This window comes from Arthrobacter wenxiniae, assembly GCF_013376105.1.
In the GTDB taxonomy this organism is placed as follows: domain Bacteria; phylum Actinomycetota; class Actinomycetes; order Actinomycetales; family Micrococcaceae; genus Specibacter; species Specibacter wenxiniae.
Window position 1 is genome coordinate 90,746 of record NZ_JAAMFM010000012.1, and the last position, 15,371, is coordinate 106,116.

The window sequence follows — 15,371 nt, forward strand, 5'->3', positions numbered from 1 at the left end:
CGGTGCGTATTCCACTGACTTGGCTGCGCGAGTATGCGCAGGTGCCGGCGGGAGCAACCGCCGAAGACGTTATGACCGAGCTGGTCAAGGTCGGCTTTGAGGAGGAAGCCGTCCACCGTCCGCTGGACTCGATCAGCGGGCCCATCGTGGTGGGCCAGGTGCTCTCCAAGGTGCCGGAGCCGCAGACCAATGGCAAGACCATCAACTGGTGCACCGTCCGCGTGGTTCCGGAAGGCGCTGCGCAGGACCTGGCAGGCGACGGGATCGACCCCTCCGGCGTGCAGGGGATTGTCTGCGGCGCCCACAACTTCGAGGTGGGGGACAAGGTGGTGGTCACGCTGCCCGGCGCGGTGCTGCCCGGCGACTTCCGCATCTCGCCCCGCACGACTTACGGCCACGTGTCGGCCGGCATGATCGCCTCGGTCCGCGAGCTGGGCATCGGCGAGGACCACGACGGCATCCTGGTGCTTTCCACGCTGGGCCTGGACCCGGACCTGGGTGCCGATGCGCTGGAGCTCCTGGGGCTGCGCGACGAGGCCGCCGAGATCAACGTCACGCCGGACCGCGGCTACGTGTTCAGCATCCGCGGCGCCGCCCGCGAGTACGCCCACGCCACCGGCACCCCGTTCACCGACCCGGCCGCGCTGGTTGCTGTCACCGCCGCGACGGGTCCGGGTCATCCCGTCCGCCTCGAGGATCAGGCGCCGATCTACGGCAAGCCCGGCTGCGACCGCTTCGTGGCCCGCACGGTGCGCGGAATTAACGCGGCTGCGCCAACTCCGACGTGGATGTCCGCCCGGCTGCGCCTGGCCGGGATTCGCTCCATCTCACTGCCGGTGGACATCTCCAACTACGTGATGCTGGAGCTCGGACAACCGCTGCACTTCTACGACGCGGGCAAGCTTTCCGGCGACATTGTGGTGCGCCGCGCGGCCGCCGGGGAAACCCTCCGGACGCTGGATGGCAAGGTCCGCAAGCTGGACCTCGAGGACCTGCTGATCACCGACGACTCGGGCGCCATCGGCGTCGCCGGCGTCATGGGCGGTGCCTCCACCGAGGTCACGTCCGCGACCACCAGCGTGCTGGTTGAGGCCGCGCACTTCGAGGAAGTCTCGATCGCCCGCTCGCGCCGCCGCCACAAGCTGCCCTCCGAGGCCTCCAAGCGCTTTGAGCGCGGCGTGGACTGGGAGGTGGCCGACGAGGCCGCCCAGCGCGCCGTGGACCTGCTCGTGGAGCTGGCCGGCGGCACCGAGGACACGACCGTCACCGACGTGGGCACCGAGCCCGGGCCTGTCACGGTGTTCCTGCCCGCAGGCTTCGCCTCGGCCCGCATCGGCATCGACTTCACGACCGGACAGATTGTCGGGTCCCTGGAGGACCTGGGCGCCGTGGTTGAACCGGCCGACGGCGGCTGGTCCGTCACGGCCCCTAGCTGGCGCCCGGACCTGGCCACCCCCGAGGACCTCACCGAGGAGGTGGCCCGCCTGGTGGGCTACGACGCCATCCCGGCCACCCTGCCCGTTGCCCCGCCCGGCCGCGGCTACTCGCGCACCCAGCAGCAGCGCCGCCGCGCCGTCCAGGCCCTGGCGGATTCCGGCCTGACCGAGATCCTCGCCTACCCGTTCGTGTCCAAGGCCGCCAACGACACCTTTGGCGTGGCCGAAGCCGGCGCCCCCCGGGCCGCGGTGAAGCTGGCCAACCCGCTGAGCGAGGAACACGGCTACCTGCGCACCTCGCTGCTGCCGGGCCTCATGGAGACCGCCAGGCGCAACCACTCCCGCGGCTTCCACGACCTGGCGCTGTTCGAGTCGGGGCTGGTCTTCCTGCCCTCCGGCACCTTGGGCACGGCGTCCATCCCGCCGCTGGGCGCCAGGCCGTCCGACGACGTCCTTGACGCCCTGTACGACGGCATCCCCTACCAGCCGCTCACCATCGGCGCGCTGTTCACGGGCAGGGACACCCCGGCCGCACCGGGCCACACGCCGCGTCCCTGGGACTGGGCCGACGCCATCGACGCCGCCCGCCTCGTGGCGGACGTGACCGGCGTCGACCTCGTGGTGGAGCAAGGCTCGCACCAGGCCTTCCACCCCGGCCGGGCCGCCGTGCTGAAGCTGCGCTCCGGCGAGGTGGTGGGCCATGCCGGCGAGCTGCACCCCAGGCTGCTGGCCGAGCAGCACCTGCCGGCCCGCACCGTGGCCATGGAACTCAACGCCAGCATGGTGTTTGACGCCGCCGCGGACGTCATCGTGGCCAAGCCGATCTCGACCTTCCCCGTCGCAACCCAGGACGTTGCCCTGGTGGTCCCGGCGGAGGTTCCGGCCGCGGCTGTGCTGGAGTCCCTGCGTGAAGGCGCCGGCGAACTGCTCGAGGACGTGGCGCTGTTCGACGAATACGCGGGCAAGGGCATTCCGGCCGGCAGCAAGTCGCTGGCCTTCGGGCTGCGCTTCCGCGCCGCGGACCGCACCCTGACGGCCGACGAGGCGTCGGCGGCCCGCGCGGCCGCCGTCGAACTGGCCGGCGAACGGTTCGGCGCCACGCAGCGGTAACCGGGCCGCGCGCGGCCGGTCCTGCCGGCGCGGGCCTACGGGACCAGGATGACCTTCCCGGTGGTCTGGCGGGACTGCAGCGCCGCATGGGCGGCCCCGGCCTCGGCCAGCGGGAAGCGGGCGCCGATGCGGGCGGTCAGCTTGCCGGCGGCCGCCGCGTTGAAAACATCGGCCGAACGCCAGCGGCGCTCCTGCGGGTTGCGCAGGTAGTGCCCCAGGGTGGGGCGGGTGACAAACAGGGAACCGGCCGCGTTGAGTCGCTGCAGGTCAAACGGAGGCACCTGGCCGGACGCGCCGCCAAAGAGCACCAGGGTGCCCCGGATGCGCAACGACGCGAGGGAACCTTCGAAGGTGTCCTTCCCCACGCCGTCGTACACCACGTCCACGCCGTCGCCGTCGGTGAGCTCGCGCACCGCCTCGGCAAAGCCGTCGTAGCGCAGGACGTCGTCGGCCCCCGCGACGCGGGAGAGCTCCTCCTTTTCATCCGTGGAAACCGTGGTGATGACCCGTGCCTCGCGCTCCTTGAGCATCTGGGTCAACAGCAGCCCCACGCCGCCGGCGCCGGCGTGCAGCAGCACGGTCTGGCCCGGCTCCACATGGTAGGTGGAGTTCATCAGGTAGTGGGCCGTCATGCCCTGCAGGGGCAGCGCCGCGGCAATGTCCAACGGCAGGGAGGAGGGGACGGGCAGCGCCTTCTCGGCCGGGAAAATGGCGTATTCCGCGTAGCACCCCCGCCCTTCGGCGGTGGCTACGTGGTCGCCCACGGAAAATTCCTCCACGCCGGGACCGACGGCCGCGACGGTGCCGGCGGCCTCGGCGCCCGGGGTGAACGGGAAGGGGACGTTGTAGGTGCCGTCGCGCTGGTAGGTCTCAATGAAGTTCACGCCGATCGCGGCCACGCGGACCAGCAGTTCGCCCGGCCCCGCCTCCGGGACCGGCACGTCCCTGACCGCCAGGACCTCGGGGCCGCCGGGGGCGTTGGCAACAATGGCGCGGCTTTGCGAGGTCATGGTGTTCTCCACTTCTGTACAGATTCCTGGGGTCTTCGATTGCAGTGGGCCGGGCGCCCTGGAACGTCGCAAGCCTGCTTACATCATAGGTGCGAAAAAACGGACCGCGCCGGAACTTGATGGATAAATATCGGTAACAATGAATAATCCTGCTGTATAGTCGTTTCATGAGGATTTCAGCAGCCGTTTCAGGGGCCAGCGGGTACGCCGGGGGAGAGGTGCTGCGCCTCCTGGCCAGCCACCCGGACGTGACCATCGGAGCCATCACCGCGCACAGCAACGCAGGCACCCGCCTGGGCGAGCTGCAGCCCCACCTGCACTCGCTGGCGGACCGCGTCCTGGTCGAGACCACCGTGGAAAACCTGGCCGGGCACGACGTCGTCTTCCTGGCCCTGCCGCACGGCAAGTCCGCCGCCGTCGCCGCCCAGCTTCCTGCCGACACGCTGGTGATCGACGCCGGCGCGGACCACCGCCTGCAGGATGCGGCGGAGTGGGAGAAATTTTACGGCTCCCCGCACGCCGGCACCTGGCCCTACGGCCTGCCCGAGCTTCCCGGCGCCCGCGCCAGGCTGCAGGGCGCCAAGCGGATCGCCGTCCCCGGCTGCTACCCCACCAGTTCCCTGCTGGCACTGCTGCCAGGCTTCAGTGCCGGCGCACTGCTTCCCGACGACGTCGTCATCGTCGCGGCGTCCGGGACCTCCGGGGCAGGCAAGGCAGCCAAGATCAACCTGATCGGTTCCGAAGTCATGGGCTCCATGAGCCCCTATGGCGTGGGCGGCGGCCACCGGCACACGCCGGAAATCCAGCAGGGCCTCTCCGAAGCGTCCGGCCTGGATGTGAAAGTGTCCTTCACCCCGACGCTGGCGCCCATGAGCCGCGGCATCCTCACCACGGCCACGGCCAAGGTGGCGCCCGGCTTCGCAGCCCAATTCGGCGGCGGGCAGGACCTCGCCGCGGCCCTGCGCCGGATCTGGGTGGACAGCTACGCTGACGAGCCCTTCATCAAGGTCCTCCCCGAGGGCCGGTGGCCGTCCACCAAGTCGGTGCAGGCCTCCAACTACGCCGCCCTGCAGATCGCCTACGACCCCAATGTCAACCGCGTGGTGGCCTGCTGCGCCATCGACAACCTCACCAAGGGGACGGCCGGCGGGGCCGTACAGTCAATGAACATTGCCCTCGGCCTGGCCGAAACGTCGGGCCTTTCCTTCCAAGGAGTAGCACCATGAGCGTGACAACTGCACAGGGCTTCCGGGCCGCCGGCACCACAGCCGGCCTGAAGGCCTCCGGCAAGCCAGACCTCGCCCTGGTGGTCAACGACGGCCCGCAGCGCAGCGCCGCCGCCGTCTTCACCTCCAACCGCGTTGCAGCCGCGCCCGTCCACTGGTCGCGCCAGGTGCTCAGCGACGGCCGGGTCGACGCCGTCGTGCTTAATTCCGGCGGGGCCAACGCCTGCACCGGCCCCGAAGGCTTCCAAAACACCCACACGACGGCTGAAAAGGTGGCCGACGTGCTGGGCATTTCCGCCACGGACGTGGCCGTCTGCTCCACCGGGCTCATCGGCGAGCAGCTGCCCATGGACAAGATCCTGCCGGGCGTGGAGGCCGCCGCCGCCGCCCTGGCGTCCGACGGCGGGGCTGCCGCGGCGGCGGCGATCATGACCACCGACACCGTCGCCAAGGAAGCAGCGTGGACGTCGGCCCCGGATGCCAACGGCAACAGCTATTCCATCGGCGGCATGGCCAAGGGCGCCGGGATGCTGGCCCCCGGCCTGGCCACCATGCTGGTGGTCATCACCACCGACGCCGAGGTGGAGGCCGAGGGCCTGGATGCCGCCCTGCGCGACGCCGTCCGCCCCACCTTCAACCGGGCCGACTCCGACGGGTGCATGTCCACCAACGACACCGTGCTGCTCCTGGCCTCCGGCGCCTCCACCGCGATCCCCGACATGGACGAATTCACCGCGGGCCTCACCGAAGTCTGCGCCACCCTGGCCCGGGCCCTGATTGCCGACGCCGAAGGCGCCAACCACGACATCGCCATCACCACCGTCAATGCCGACAGCGAACGGGATGCCGAGATCGTCTCCCGGGCCGTGGCCCGCTCCAACCTGTTCAAGTGCGCCATCTTCGGCAACGACCCCAACTGGGGCCGGGTCCTCTCCGCCGTCGGCACCACCGACGCCGTTTTCGACCCCAACGAGGTCAATGTCAGCATCAACGGGGTCCAGATCTGCCGCAAGGGCGGGATCGGCGACTCCCGCGACCTCGTGGACCTTTCCGGGCGGGAAGTCACTGTCGAGATCGACCTCCGCACCGGCGACGCCTCCGCAACCATCTGGACCAACGACCTGACCCAGGCATACGTCGAAGAAAACAGCGCCTACTCCTCGTAAGCCGGTGTCCCGGTGGTCGAGCCTGTCGAGACCAGCGGCCGCGAGTGCCGTTAACGCGTTACAGCAGGAAACGCAGCCGGGCGGCGACACCACGAACGTATTTGCACTAGTGAGGAAAACATGATGACTTCGGTGGAGACCGCGCAGGACAAGGCAGCGTCACTGATTGAGGCGCTGCCGTGGATCCAGCAATTTGCCGGCACGGTGGTGGTGGTGAAGTACGGCGGCAACGCCATGATCAACGACGACCTCCGGCGCGCGTTTGCCGAGGACATCGTGTTCATGCACCACGTGGGCATCAAGCCGGTGGTGGTGCACGGCGGCGGCCCGCAGATCAACTCCATGCTCAAGCGCCTGGACATCAAGAGCGAGTTCAAGGGCGGGCTGCGCGTCACCACGCCGGAAGCCATGGACGTGGTCCGGATGGTGCTGACGGGTCAGGTGGGCCGCGAGCTGGTGGGACTGATCAACTCGCACGGCGCGTACGCGGTGGGCCTGTCCGGCGAGGACGGCGCCCTGCTGCAGGCGGAGCGCACCGGCACCGTGGTGGACGGGCTGCCCGTGGACCTGGGCCTGGTCGGCGAGGTGGTGGGAGTGAACCCCGGCGCCATCCTGGACCTTCTGGAGGCCGGGCGCATCCCCGTCATCTCCACCGTGGCCCCGGAGGTCGGGGACGCCTCCACCGTGCTGAACGTCAACGCGGACACCGCCGCCGCGGCCCTGGCCGTGGCGCTGGGGGCCTCGCGCCTGGTCATCCTGACCGACGTCGAAGGCCTCTATGCCCACTGGCCGGACAAGTCGTCACTGCTCTCCTCCCTCGCCGCCGGCGAGCTGCGCGCCATGCTGCCGTCGCTGGAGTCGGGCATGATCCCCAAGATGGGCGCCTGCCTGAGCGCGGTCGACGGCGGTGTGGCGCGTGCCGCCGTCGTCGACGGGCGCAGCGCGCACTCAGTCCTGCTGGAACTGATGACCACCGCCGGCAACGGCACCCAGATTTTTCCCGACGATGAGGACGCATCATGAGCAGTGAAACCGCGGGGAACAGCCCCGAAGAATCCAGCCCCGAGGACGCCGGGCAGCTCCAGGCGACGGCCGCCGCGGTGGCCGGGACGGGGACCAGCGAACAGTGGCTGGCCCGCTACAGCAATTCGCTCATGGGCGTCTTTGGCAGCCCGCAGCGGGTCCTGGTCCGCGGCGCCGGAGCCGTCGTGTGGGACGCTGACGGCAAGGAGTACCTTGACCTGCTTGGCGGCATCGCAGTGAACGCGCTGGGCCACGCCCACCCCTTTGTCACCTCCGTCATCGCCAGCCAGCTGGCCACCCTGGGCCACGTGTCCAACTTCTTCACCAGCCCCACGCAGATTGCCCTGGCCGAAAAGCTCCTGGAGCTCAGCGGCGCCCCGGCCGGCTCCAAGGTCTTCTTCGCCAACTCCGGCACCGAGGCCAACGAGGCCGCCTTCAAGCTGGCCCGCGCCCACGGCAAGGCCAACCCGTCGCCCGACGGCCGTGCCCGCAGCACCATCCTGGCCCTCGAGGGCGCCTTCCACGGCCGCACCATGGGAGCCCTGGCACTGACGGCCAAGCAGGCCTACCGGGAACCGTTTGAACCCATGCCCGGCGGCGTGCGCCACATCGCCTTCAACGACATCGACGCGCTGCGGGACGCGTTGGACGGCACGGTGGCCGCGCTGGTGATCGAGCCCGTGCAGGGCGAGGCAGGGGTCCGCCCGCTGTCCGCCGAGTACCTGGTGGCCGCCCGCGAACTGACCACGCAGGCTGGCGCACTGCTCATTGTCGACGAGGTGCAGACAGGGGTGGGCCGCACCGGCGACTGGTTTGCCGGCATTGCCGCCGGCATCCAGCCGGACGCCATGACCCTCGCCAAGGGCCTGGGCGGGGGATTCCCGATTGGCGCCCTCATCACGTTTGGCAGGGGGCCGTCGTCGCTCCTTTCCGCCGGCCAGCATGGCACCACGTTTGGCGGGAACCCGGTGGCCACCGCAGCGGCCCTTGCCACGCTCCACGTGCTCGAGGCCCAGGACATCCTGGCCAATGTGCGCGCCGTCAGCCGGATTTTCGCGGAGGGCCTGGCCACGATCGACGCCGTCACCGCAGTCCGCGCGCACGGCCTGCTGATTGGCTTTGACCTGGCGCGGCCCGTGGCAGCCGGGGTGGTGGCGGCCGCCCTTGACGCCGGCTTCATTGTCAACGCGCCGCGGCCGAGCACCATCCGCCTGGCCCCGCCGCTGAACCTGACGGCCGAACAAGCCGCCTCATTCCTCGCGGCGCTGCCAGGGCTCATCCAGACGGCCGTCGCGGCCCAGCCCACCGAAGGAGCATCCTCATGACCCGGCATTTCCTGGTCGACACCGACCTCAGCCCCTCAGAGCAGGCGGAAGTTCTGGCCCTGGCCGCCGCGCTGAAGAAGTCGCCCTATTCAAAGAGCACCTTCGCCGGCGACGGTTCCGGCTCGCAGACCGTGGCCGTGATCTTTGACAAGACCTCCACCCGGACCCGCGTTTCCTTCGCCGCCGGCGTGGCCGCGCTGGGCGGCACGCCCCTGATCATCAACCCCGGCGAGGCCCAGATCGGACACAAGGAGTCCGTGGCGGACACCGCGAAGGTGCTCGAGCGCATGGTTTCCGCCATCGTGTGGCGCACCTACGGGCAGGACGGGCTGGAGGAGATGGCCGCCAATTCCAGGGTGCCCGTCATCAACGCGCTCTCCGACGACTACCACCCGTGCCAGCTGCTCGCGGACCTGCTCACCATCCAGGAGCACAAGGGCACGCTGGCCGGGCTCACCATGACGTACATGGGGGACGCGGCCAACAACATGGCCAACTCCTACCTCCTGGCCGGCGTCACGGCCGGCATGCACGTGCGCGTCACGGGCCCCGAGGGCTACCTGCCCGCCGCCTCCGTGGTTGCCGCGGCCGAGGAGCGGGCGGCGCTCACCGGCGGTTCCGTGCTGGTCACAATCGATGCGGCGGCCGCGGTGCTCGGCGCCGACGTCCTGGTCACCGACACGTGGGTGTCCATGGGCCAGGAGGCGGAGAAGGAGGCCCGCCTGAAGCTGTTCAAGGACTACGCGCTCGACGACGCCGCCCTCGCCAAGGCGGATGCCGGCGCGATTGTCCTCCACTGCCTCCCCGCCTACCGCGGGTACGAGATCGCGGCCTCCGTCATGGACGGCCCCCAGTCAGTGGTGTGGGACGAGGCGGAAAACCGCCTGCATGCCCAGAAGGCGCTCATGGTGTGGCTCGTGGAACAGACAGCCGCCGAGGACGCGCTGGAGGCGCAGGCGGCCGCCGAGGCGACCGGCGACTGACCATGTCCAGGACACCCGCGCCCGGGGCAGCAATGCCCGCCACCAAGACCGCCCGCCAGGCCCGCGTCACGGCCCTGCTGACCAGCCGGGCCGTCCGCTCCCAGGCGGAATTGGCCACCCTGCTGGCGGACGACGGCCTGGTGGTGGGGCAGGCGACACTCTCCCGCGACCTCGTGGAGCTGCGGGCCTACCGGGTGCGTGGCAAGGACGGCGGGCTGATTTACGCCGTGCCGCGGGAGGGAGGGGAACGCGGGGTCCATTCGCCGTCGTCCCAGGAACTGCTGGACACCCGGCTGGTCCGGCTGTGCGGGGAACTGCTCGTCACCGCCGAGGCCTCCGCCAACATCGCGGTGCTGCGCACCCCGCCCGGGGCGGCGAACTTCCTGGCCCTGGCCATCGACCACTCGGTCATGCCGAGCATCCTGGGCACCATCGCCGGCGACGACACCGTCATGATCATCACCCGGGACCCCCTGGGCGGGGCCGAGGTGGCGGAACGTTTCCTGCAGTTTGCGGCGGAATCCGGCGCCGCAGGGTGACGGCCCGGCAAACCACCTAATCTGGAACCACGAGAACACACGCCGTTGGAGCCGCCAGGCCGAACGGTATCGATCAAATTCATTCATACAAGGAGAAAAAACGTGACTGAACGCATTGTGTTGGCCTACTCAGGCGGCCTCGACACCTCTGTTGCCATCGGCTGGATCGGCGAGGCCACGGGAGCCGAAGTCATCGCCGTGGCCGTCGACGTCGGACAAGGCGGGGAGTCCCTGGAGGACATCCGCCAGCGCGCCCTGGCCTGTGGAGCCGTCGAAGCCTACGTGGCCGACGCGCGCGACGAGTTCGCCAACGACTACGCCATGCCCACGCTGAAGGCCAACGCCCTCTACCAGGGCCACTACCCGCTGGTCTCCGCGATTTCCCGCCCCGTGATCGTCAAGCACCTGGTCAAGGCAGCCCGCGAATTCGGCGCCACCACGGTGGCCCACGGCTGCACCGGCAAGGGCAACGACCAGGTCCGCTTCGAAGTCGGCATCCAGACCCTGGGCCCGGACCTGAAGTGCATCGCACCGGTCCGCGACCTGGCGCTGACCCGCGACAAGGCGATTGCCTTCGCCGAGGCCAAGGGCCTGCCCATCGAGACCACCAAGAAGAACCCATACTCCATCGACCAGAACGTCTGGGGCCGCGCCGTCGAGACGGGCTACCTCGAGGACATCTGGAACGCCCCCACCAAGGACATCTACGACTACACGGCCACCCCGGAATTCCCGCCGGCACCGGATGAGGTCATCATCACCTTCGCCCAGGGCGTCCCCGTCGCGATCGACGGCCACAAGGTATCCCCGCTGCAGGCCATCCAGGAACTGAACCGCCGCGCCGGCGCGCAGGGCGTGGGCCGGATCGACGTCGTCGAGGACCGCCTGGTGGGCATCAAGTCCCGCGAAATCTACGAAGCCCCCGGCGCCATGGCGCTGATCACCGCGCACAAGCACCTCGAGGACATCACCATTGAGCGCGAGCAGGCACGCTTCAAGGCTGCCGTGGGCCAACGCTGGTCCGAGCTGGTCTACGACGGCCAGTGGTTCTCCCCGCTCAAGCGCTCCCTGGACGCCTTCATCGAGGACACCCAGCAGTACGTCTCCGGCGACATCCGCATGACCCTGCACGGCGGTGCGGCCATCGTGAACGGCCGCCGCTCGGACACGTCCCTGTACGACTTCGACCTGGCCACCTACGACACCGGCGACACCTTCGACCAGTCGCAGGCCCGCGGCTTCATCGAGCTGTGGGGGATGTCCTCCAAGGTGGCCTCCACCCGCGACCAGCGCGCCGCAGGGAAGTAGCTCCGGTGGTTGATAAGGCCTCGACAGGCTCGACCAACGAAGGTGCGCTCTGGGGCGGCCGCTTCCAGGGCGGTCCTGCCGACGCGCTGGCGGCACTGAGCAAGTCCACCCACTTCGACTGGCGGCTGGCGCTGTATGACATCGCCGGGTCCAAGGCCCACGCCCGGGTTCTGAACTCGGCGGGACTGCTCGATGCCGCCGAACTGACGGGCATGCTCGCGGCGCTCACCGACTTGGAGGCGGACGTAAAGTCCGGCGCCTACGGCCCGTCGGAAAGCGACGAGGACGTGCATGGCTCGCTGGAACGCGGCTTGATAGAGCGCGCCGGTACCGCCCTGGGCGGAAAGCTCCGCGCAGGCCGCTCGCGCAACGACCAGATTGCCACGCTGGGCCGCATGTACCTGCGGGACCACGCGCGCATTGTGGCAGCTGGCGTCTTGTCAGTGATTGACGCGCTGGTGGAGCAGGCCAAGGCCCACCACGGCGTAGCCATGCCGGGACGCACGCACCTGCAGCATGCCCAGCCGGTGCTGCTCAGCCACCACCTGCTGGCACACGCCTGGGCCCTGCTGCGCGATGTGCAGCGCCTGGTGGACTGGGACAAGCGCGCGGCGGTCTCACCCTATGGGTCCGGCGCCCTGGCGGGGTCCTCGCTTGGCCTGGACCCGAACGCCGTCGCGGTGGACCTGGGCTTCGACTCGGCTGCGTGGAACTCCATTGACGGAACGGCCTCGCGCGACGTCTTTGCCGAGTTCTCCTGGGTTTCGGCCATGATCGGCGTAGACCTGTCCCGCATTTCCGAGGAAGTCATCCTGTGGGCCACCAAGGAGTTTTCCTTCGTCACGCTGCACGATTCCTACTCCACGGGATCGTCCATCATGCCGCAAAAGAAGAACCCGGATGTGGCCGAGCTGGCCCGAGGCAAGGCGGGGCGCCTCATCGGCGACCTCACCGGCCTGCTGGCCACGCTCAAGGGCCTGCCCCTGGCGTACAACCGGGACCTGCAGGAGGACAAGGAGCCGGTCTTCGACGCGGCGGACACGCTGGAACTGCTGCTGCCGGCCGTTTCCGGCATGATCGCCACCCTGGTGTTCAACACCGACCGCATGGAGGCGCTGGCCCCGCAGGGCTTTGCCCTGGCCACGGACATCGCCGAATGGCTGGTCCGCCAGGGCGTGCCGTTCCGTGACGCCCACGAGCTTTCGGGTGCCGCCGTGAAGGTGGCCGAGGCCCGCGGCGTGGAACTGTGGGACCTCACGGATGAGGAATACGCGGGCATCTCCGCCCACCTCACCCCTGAGGTCCGTTCGGTGCTGAGCACGGAAGGATCGCTGAACAGCCGCAGTGCCCAAGGCGGGACGGCCCCCTCGGCGGTGCTCCAGCAGCTCGCCGCCCTGGAGGGGCAGCTGGGAGAGGCGCGCGCCTTCCTGGCCTGACCGGCGTCGTGCCCGGAACGAAGACTGCCCGCACCCAAACACCGGATGTGGGCAGTCTTCGTTCCGGGGCCGGGTATCGCACGGCCGCCTCCCACTCGGCCGCCATCGCATAGCGGCCTCCCTCTGCTCGCGAACTCGCAGTGGGCCCCTCGGCCGCCATCGCATAGCGGCCTCCCTCTGCTCGCGAACTCGCAGTGGGCCCCTCGGCCGCTATGCTGGGGCAATGACTGAGATCACAACTGCACAGCTGATGGACCGGCTGGGTGCCACGGCGGATGCGCTGGCCGGCAAGGTGGCAAAACTTAGCGATGACGACGTCCGCGCCGCCACGGAGCTTCCCGGGTGGACCCGCGGGCATGTGCTGGCACATGTTGCCAACGTCGCCGACGCCGTGGCGCGCCAGGTGGAGTACACCCTGCGCGGGGAAACCATCGAGTTTTACGACGGCGGCATGGGCGGGCGCACGCAGGCCATCGAAATGGCTGCAGGACACCCTGCCGCGGAGCACCAGGCCCGTTTGGACACCGCCCTCCAGCGCGTGCTCTCCGCCCTGGCCGGGTTGGACGAGGATCAGTGGAAGCTGGGCATCAGCTACCGCGACGGCACCGTGTACGACGGCGCGCTGGCGCTGTGGCGCGAGCTGGTCATCCACCTCGCGGACCTCAACGTGGGCCGCGGACCGGAAACCTGGTCCAAGGAATTCTGCCTATACCTGGTCGGGTTCCTGGCAGCCCGGGTGCCCGGGAACATCCGCCTGGTGCTGCTGCCCCTGGCACTGCCGACCATGACGTTGGGGACCGGCGACGACACCGTCTCGGTGCAGGGAATGCTGACGGACATCGCCGCGTGGCTGGCCGGGCGCACCCCCACCCTGGACAGCCTGCGCGCGGAAGCCGCCGCCGATTCGGTGGACCTGCCAGAGCTGCTGCCCTGGCCCTCGGCGATGAAGAAGTAGCCCCGCTCCGGGCCCCCAATGCGGGGTCCTGGCGAAGGGCCTTCAGCGCCGGGCCGCCCCGGACGGCCTTTCCCCGGAGACGCGCCAAAAGTGCAGCGTGGCGTAGGAGCGCCAGGGCCGCAGGGGCTCGGCCATGCGGGCCAGCTCCGGGGCCTTGATGGCCCTCGCCGCAGCCAGCGAATCACCCCGGAGCAGGCCGTAGCCGTTGCGGACCGCCGAGTCGGTGGGAAGAAAGATGTCGCTGCTGCCGAGCACCCGCATGCAGACATAGCCGACGGTCCAGGGCCCGATGCCCGGCAACGGCAACAGCTTCTCCGCCAGGGATTCGGGGGTGTCCTGCACGCCGATCGTCAGCGACCCGTCGCCCAGCATTCCCGCCACCGCCAAGATGCTGTCAATCCGCCGCTGCGGTCCACGCAGGATGCTGCGGCCGTCCGCCGCGATTTGGGATGGGGTGGGAAAGAGGTGCGTCATGGAGCCGTGCGGGAGTCGGGTGGGAGTGCCCACTGCCATCAACTGGCGGAGCGCCGTGGTGGCCGCCGCGACGGTGATTTGCTGGCCAATCATGGCGCGGATCAGGATTTCATGGGGATCCACGCAGCCGGGCAGCCTGATCCCCGGCAGGGCCGCCACACGCCGGGCCAGCAGTGGGTCCGCGGCGAGGGCTGCGTCGGCGGACGCCGGGTCGTGGTCCAGGTCGAAAAGGTGGCGGACGCGGGCTGCCAGCACGGGGGCGTCGGCGGCGTCTTCGACGCTGTAGTCCAAGAGCAGCTTCCGGCGCTCCCGCACCAGCCGAAACCACCCATGGCCGCCTGGCAGCGACAGCGTACGGGCGTAGCTCCGCGGCGTTGCCTCCTCCACGCCAGCCACGGCGCGCGCAGCCAAAAAATCGAAGATCCCCGGTTCAAAGGGAGGAAGGAAGGGCTCGGCGTGTCGCATGCAAACATCCTGCCACGGACGCGCCGTGCGGTTGCCGCAGCAGCAGGCCTCGCCTAGTCTGGCTGCATGGTCGACATCATGGACACGCTCACTGGAATCACCCGACTCGTCAAGACAACCCAACTCAACCACCAGGACGCCACCTCGGTGGTGCTGCAGCAGGAAGTATCCTCGCCGGCGCATGACGTGTGGACCGCGTGCACCGAGGCCGAACGAATTCGGCAATGGTTTCTGCCCATCACCGGCGACCTCAGCGTCGGGGGCCGCTATGCGCTCGAAGGAAATGCCTCGGGTGAAATCCTTGAGTGCAATTCCGGGCGAAGCTTCCGCGTTTCATGGCAGATGGGCCACGGCCCTGACTCCGAGCTTGAGTTCACCATAACGCCCACCAACACCGACCACTCACTCGTGGAGCTGCGCCATACGGCCATGGTGGACCCGGACATGATGGGCACCTACGGTCCGGGCGCGGTCGGGGTGGGATGGGACGCGGCCCTGCTGGGCATCTACCAGTATCTGCGCGGCATCCCCACCGGCCCGGCCAACCAACTGCCGCCCGCGGTCATGAACCCGTTCATGGCCGCCAGCAGTGAGGCGTGGGCGGAGGCCGCCATCGCCAACGGCGCCGACCCGGCCGCGGCACGGGAGGCGGCCAGGCGCACCACGGCGTTTTACACCGGCACGGACGACGCCGTCACCTCCTGACGCTTTTTTCGCCCCAGTGGACCAGACTGCCGAGACCCACGGGGGATGGGCAGGGGCTGTGGACCGGCATTTTCCGGCGACTTCCCCGCCGCCGGCCGCGGGCGGTCTCACGGCACTCTTGACTTTGCCTTCAAAGGGCGACTTCGCCGCCTGCGAAACACCGTGGACGGTGGCCGGGCTGTCCGGGTCTGGGGTTGTCCGCCGGTTTGG

13 protein-coding genes are annotated in these 15,371 nt (G+C 69.5%); 11 read left to right on the top strand and 2 right to left on the bottom strand.

Translation table 11 applies throughout. The annotated features are described in order from the left end of the window. Positions 1 to 2: 2 nt before the first annotated feature. On the top strand, positions 3 to 2,546 hold the full coding sequence (gene pheT / locus G6034_RS10030) for a phenylalanine--tRNA ligase subunit beta (protein ID WP_176634962.1): 2,544 nt from the start codon (positions 3 to 5) through the stop codon (positions 2,544 to 2,546). Positions 2,547 to 2,581: 35 nt separating this feature from the next. Here the strand turns inward: pheT and G6034_RS10035 are convergent, their stop codons facing one another. Further along, a complete protein-coding gene (locus G6034_RS10035; protein WP_176634963.1) occupies positions 2,582 to 3,556 on the bottom strand; it encodes a quinone oxidoreductase family protein in 975 nt (324 codons plus the stop codon). Positions 3,557 to 3,723: 167 nt separating this feature from the next. Here G6034_RS10035 and argC point away from each other — a divergent pair, with 167 nt between their 5' ends. The 9 genes from argC (at position 3,724) to G6034_RS10080 (ending at position 13,517) form a co-directional block, all read left to right on the top strand. Beyond that, complete coding sequence (gene argC, locus G6034_RS10040) at positions 3,724 to 4,782, top strand: N-acetyl-gamma-glutamyl-phosphate reductase (protein WP_176634964.1); 1,059 nt, start codon at positions 3,724 to 3,726, stop codon at positions 4,780 to 4,782. Beyond that, a complete protein-coding gene (gene argJ / locus G6034_RS10045; protein WP_176634965.1) occupies positions 4,779 to 5,948 on the top strand; it encodes a bifunctional glutamate N-acetyltransferase/amino-acid acetyltransferase ArgJ in 1,170 nt (389 codons plus the stop codon). The genes argC and argJ overlap by 4 nt, the downstream gene beginning before the upstream one ends. Positions 5,949 to 6,071: 123 nt before the next feature. Beyond that, on the top strand, positions 6,072 to 6,971 hold the full coding sequence (gene argB / locus G6034_RS10050) for an acetylglutamate kinase (RefSeq protein ID WP_176634988.1): 900 nt from the start codon (positions 6,072 to 6,074) through the stop codon (positions 6,969 to 6,971). Then, positions 6,968 to 8,296: an acetylornithine transaminase gene (locus G6034_RS10055; RefSeq protein WP_176634966.1), complete on the top strand. Its 1,329-nt coding sequence runs from the start codon at positions 6,968 to 6,970 to the stop codon at positions 8,294 to 8,296. The genes argB and G6034_RS10055 overlap by 4 nt, the downstream gene beginning before the upstream one ends. Next, positions 8,293 to 9,279, top strand: a complete 987-nt coding sequence (argF, locus tag G6034_RS10060; protein WP_176634967.1) for an ornithine carbamoyltransferase — start codon at positions 8,293 to 8,295, stop codon at positions 9,277 to 9,279. The genes G6034_RS10055 and argF overlap by 4 nt, the downstream gene beginning before the upstream one ends. A gap of 2 nt (positions 9,280 to 9,281) precedes the next feature. After that, positions 9,282 to 9,818 (top strand): arginine repressor, encoded by a 537-nt coding sequence (locus G6034_RS10065; RefSeq protein ID WP_176634968.1) that lies wholly within the window; start codon positions 9,282 to 9,284, stop codon positions 9,816 to 9,818. A gap of 102 nt (positions 9,819 to 9,920) precedes the next feature. After that, the gene (locus G6034_RS10070) at positions 9,921 to 11,126 is read left to right on the top strand and encodes an argininosuccinate synthase (RefSeq protein ID WP_176634969.1); all 1,206 of its coding nucleotides are present in this window, start codon (positions 9,921 to 9,923) and stop codon (positions 11,124 to 11,126) included. A 5-nt stretch (positions 11,127 to 11,131) separates the two neighbouring features. Continuing rightward, the gene (gene argH / locus G6034_RS10075) at positions 11,132 to 12,562 is read left to right on the top strand and encodes an argininosuccinate lyase (RefSeq protein ID WP_176634970.1); all 1,431 of its coding nucleotides are present in this window, start codon (positions 11,132 to 11,134) and stop codon (positions 12,560 to 12,562) included. Positions 12,563 to 12,785: 223 nt separating this feature from the next. Further along, positions 12,786 to 13,517 carry a maleylpyruvate isomerase family mycothiol-dependent enzyme gene (locus tag G6034_RS10080; RefSeq protein WP_176634971.1) on the top strand — a complete coding sequence of 244 codons (732 nt, stop codon included), beginning with the start codon at positions 12,786 to 12,788 and terminating at the stop codon, positions 13,515 to 13,517. Between the two features lie 42 nt (positions 13,518 to 13,559). Here G6034_RS10080 and G6034_RS10085 read toward each other — a convergent pair whose 3' ends face one another. Next, positions 13,560 to 14,456, bottom strand: a complete 897-nt coding sequence (locus G6034_RS10085) for a DNA-3-methyladenine glycosylase family protein (RefSeq protein ID WP_176634972.1) — start codon at positions 14,454 to 14,456, stop codon at positions 13,560 to 13,562. Positions 14,457 to 14,534: 78 nt separating this feature from the next. Here G6034_RS10085 and G6034_RS10090 point away from each other — a divergent pair, with 78 nt between their 5' ends. Next, the gene (locus G6034_RS10090) at positions 14,535 to 15,161 is read left to right on the top strand and encodes an SRPBCC domain-containing protein (protein WP_218063779.1); all 627 of its coding nucleotides are present in this window, start codon (positions 14,535 to 14,537) and stop codon (positions 15,159 to 15,161) included. The last annotated feature ends 210 nt before the right edge of the window (positions 15,162 to 15,371 follow it).

Excerpts from the sequence above, each read along its gene's own strand:
- G6034_RS10090 (WP_218063779.1), top strand. The coding sequence starts at position 14,535 with ATGGACACGCTCACTGGAATCACCCGACTCGTCAAGACAACCCAACTC.
- argJ (WP_176634965.1), top strand. The coding sequence starts at position 4,779 with ATGAGCGTGACAACTGCACAGGGCTTCCGGGCCGCCGGCACCACAGCC.
- G6034_RS10065 (WP_176634968.1), top strand. The coding sequence starts at position 9,282 with ATGTCCAGGACACCCGCGCCCGGGGCAGCAATGCCCGCCACCAAGACC.
- G6034_RS10055 (WP_176634966.1), top strand. The coding sequence starts at position 6,968 with ATGAGCAGTGAAACCGCGGGGAACAGCCCCGAAGAATCCAGCCCCGAG.
- G6034_RS10085 (WP_176634972.1), bottom strand. The coding sequence starts at position 14,456 with ATGCGACACGCCGAGCCCTTCCTTCCTCCCTTTGAACCGGGGATCTTC.
- G6034_RS10080 (WP_176634971.1), top strand. The coding sequence starts at position 12,786 with ATGACTGAGATCACAACTGCACAGCTGATGGACCGGCTGGGTGCCACG.
- argC (WP_176634964.1), top strand. The coding sequence starts at position 3,724 with ATGAGGATTTCAGCAGCCGTTTCAGGGGCCAGCGGGTACGCCGGGGGA.
- argB (WP_176634988.1), top strand. The coding sequence starts at position 6,072 with ATGACTTCGGTGGAGACCGCGCAGGACAAGGCAGCGTCACTGATTGAG.
- argF (WP_176634967.1), top strand. The coding sequence starts at position 8,293 with ATGACCCGGCATTTCCTGGTCGACACCGACCTCAGCCCCTCAGAGCAG.
- G6034_RS10035 (WP_176634963.1), bottom strand. The coding sequence starts at position 3,556 with ATGACCTCGCAAAGCCGCGCCATTGTTGCCAACGCCCCCGGCGGCCCC.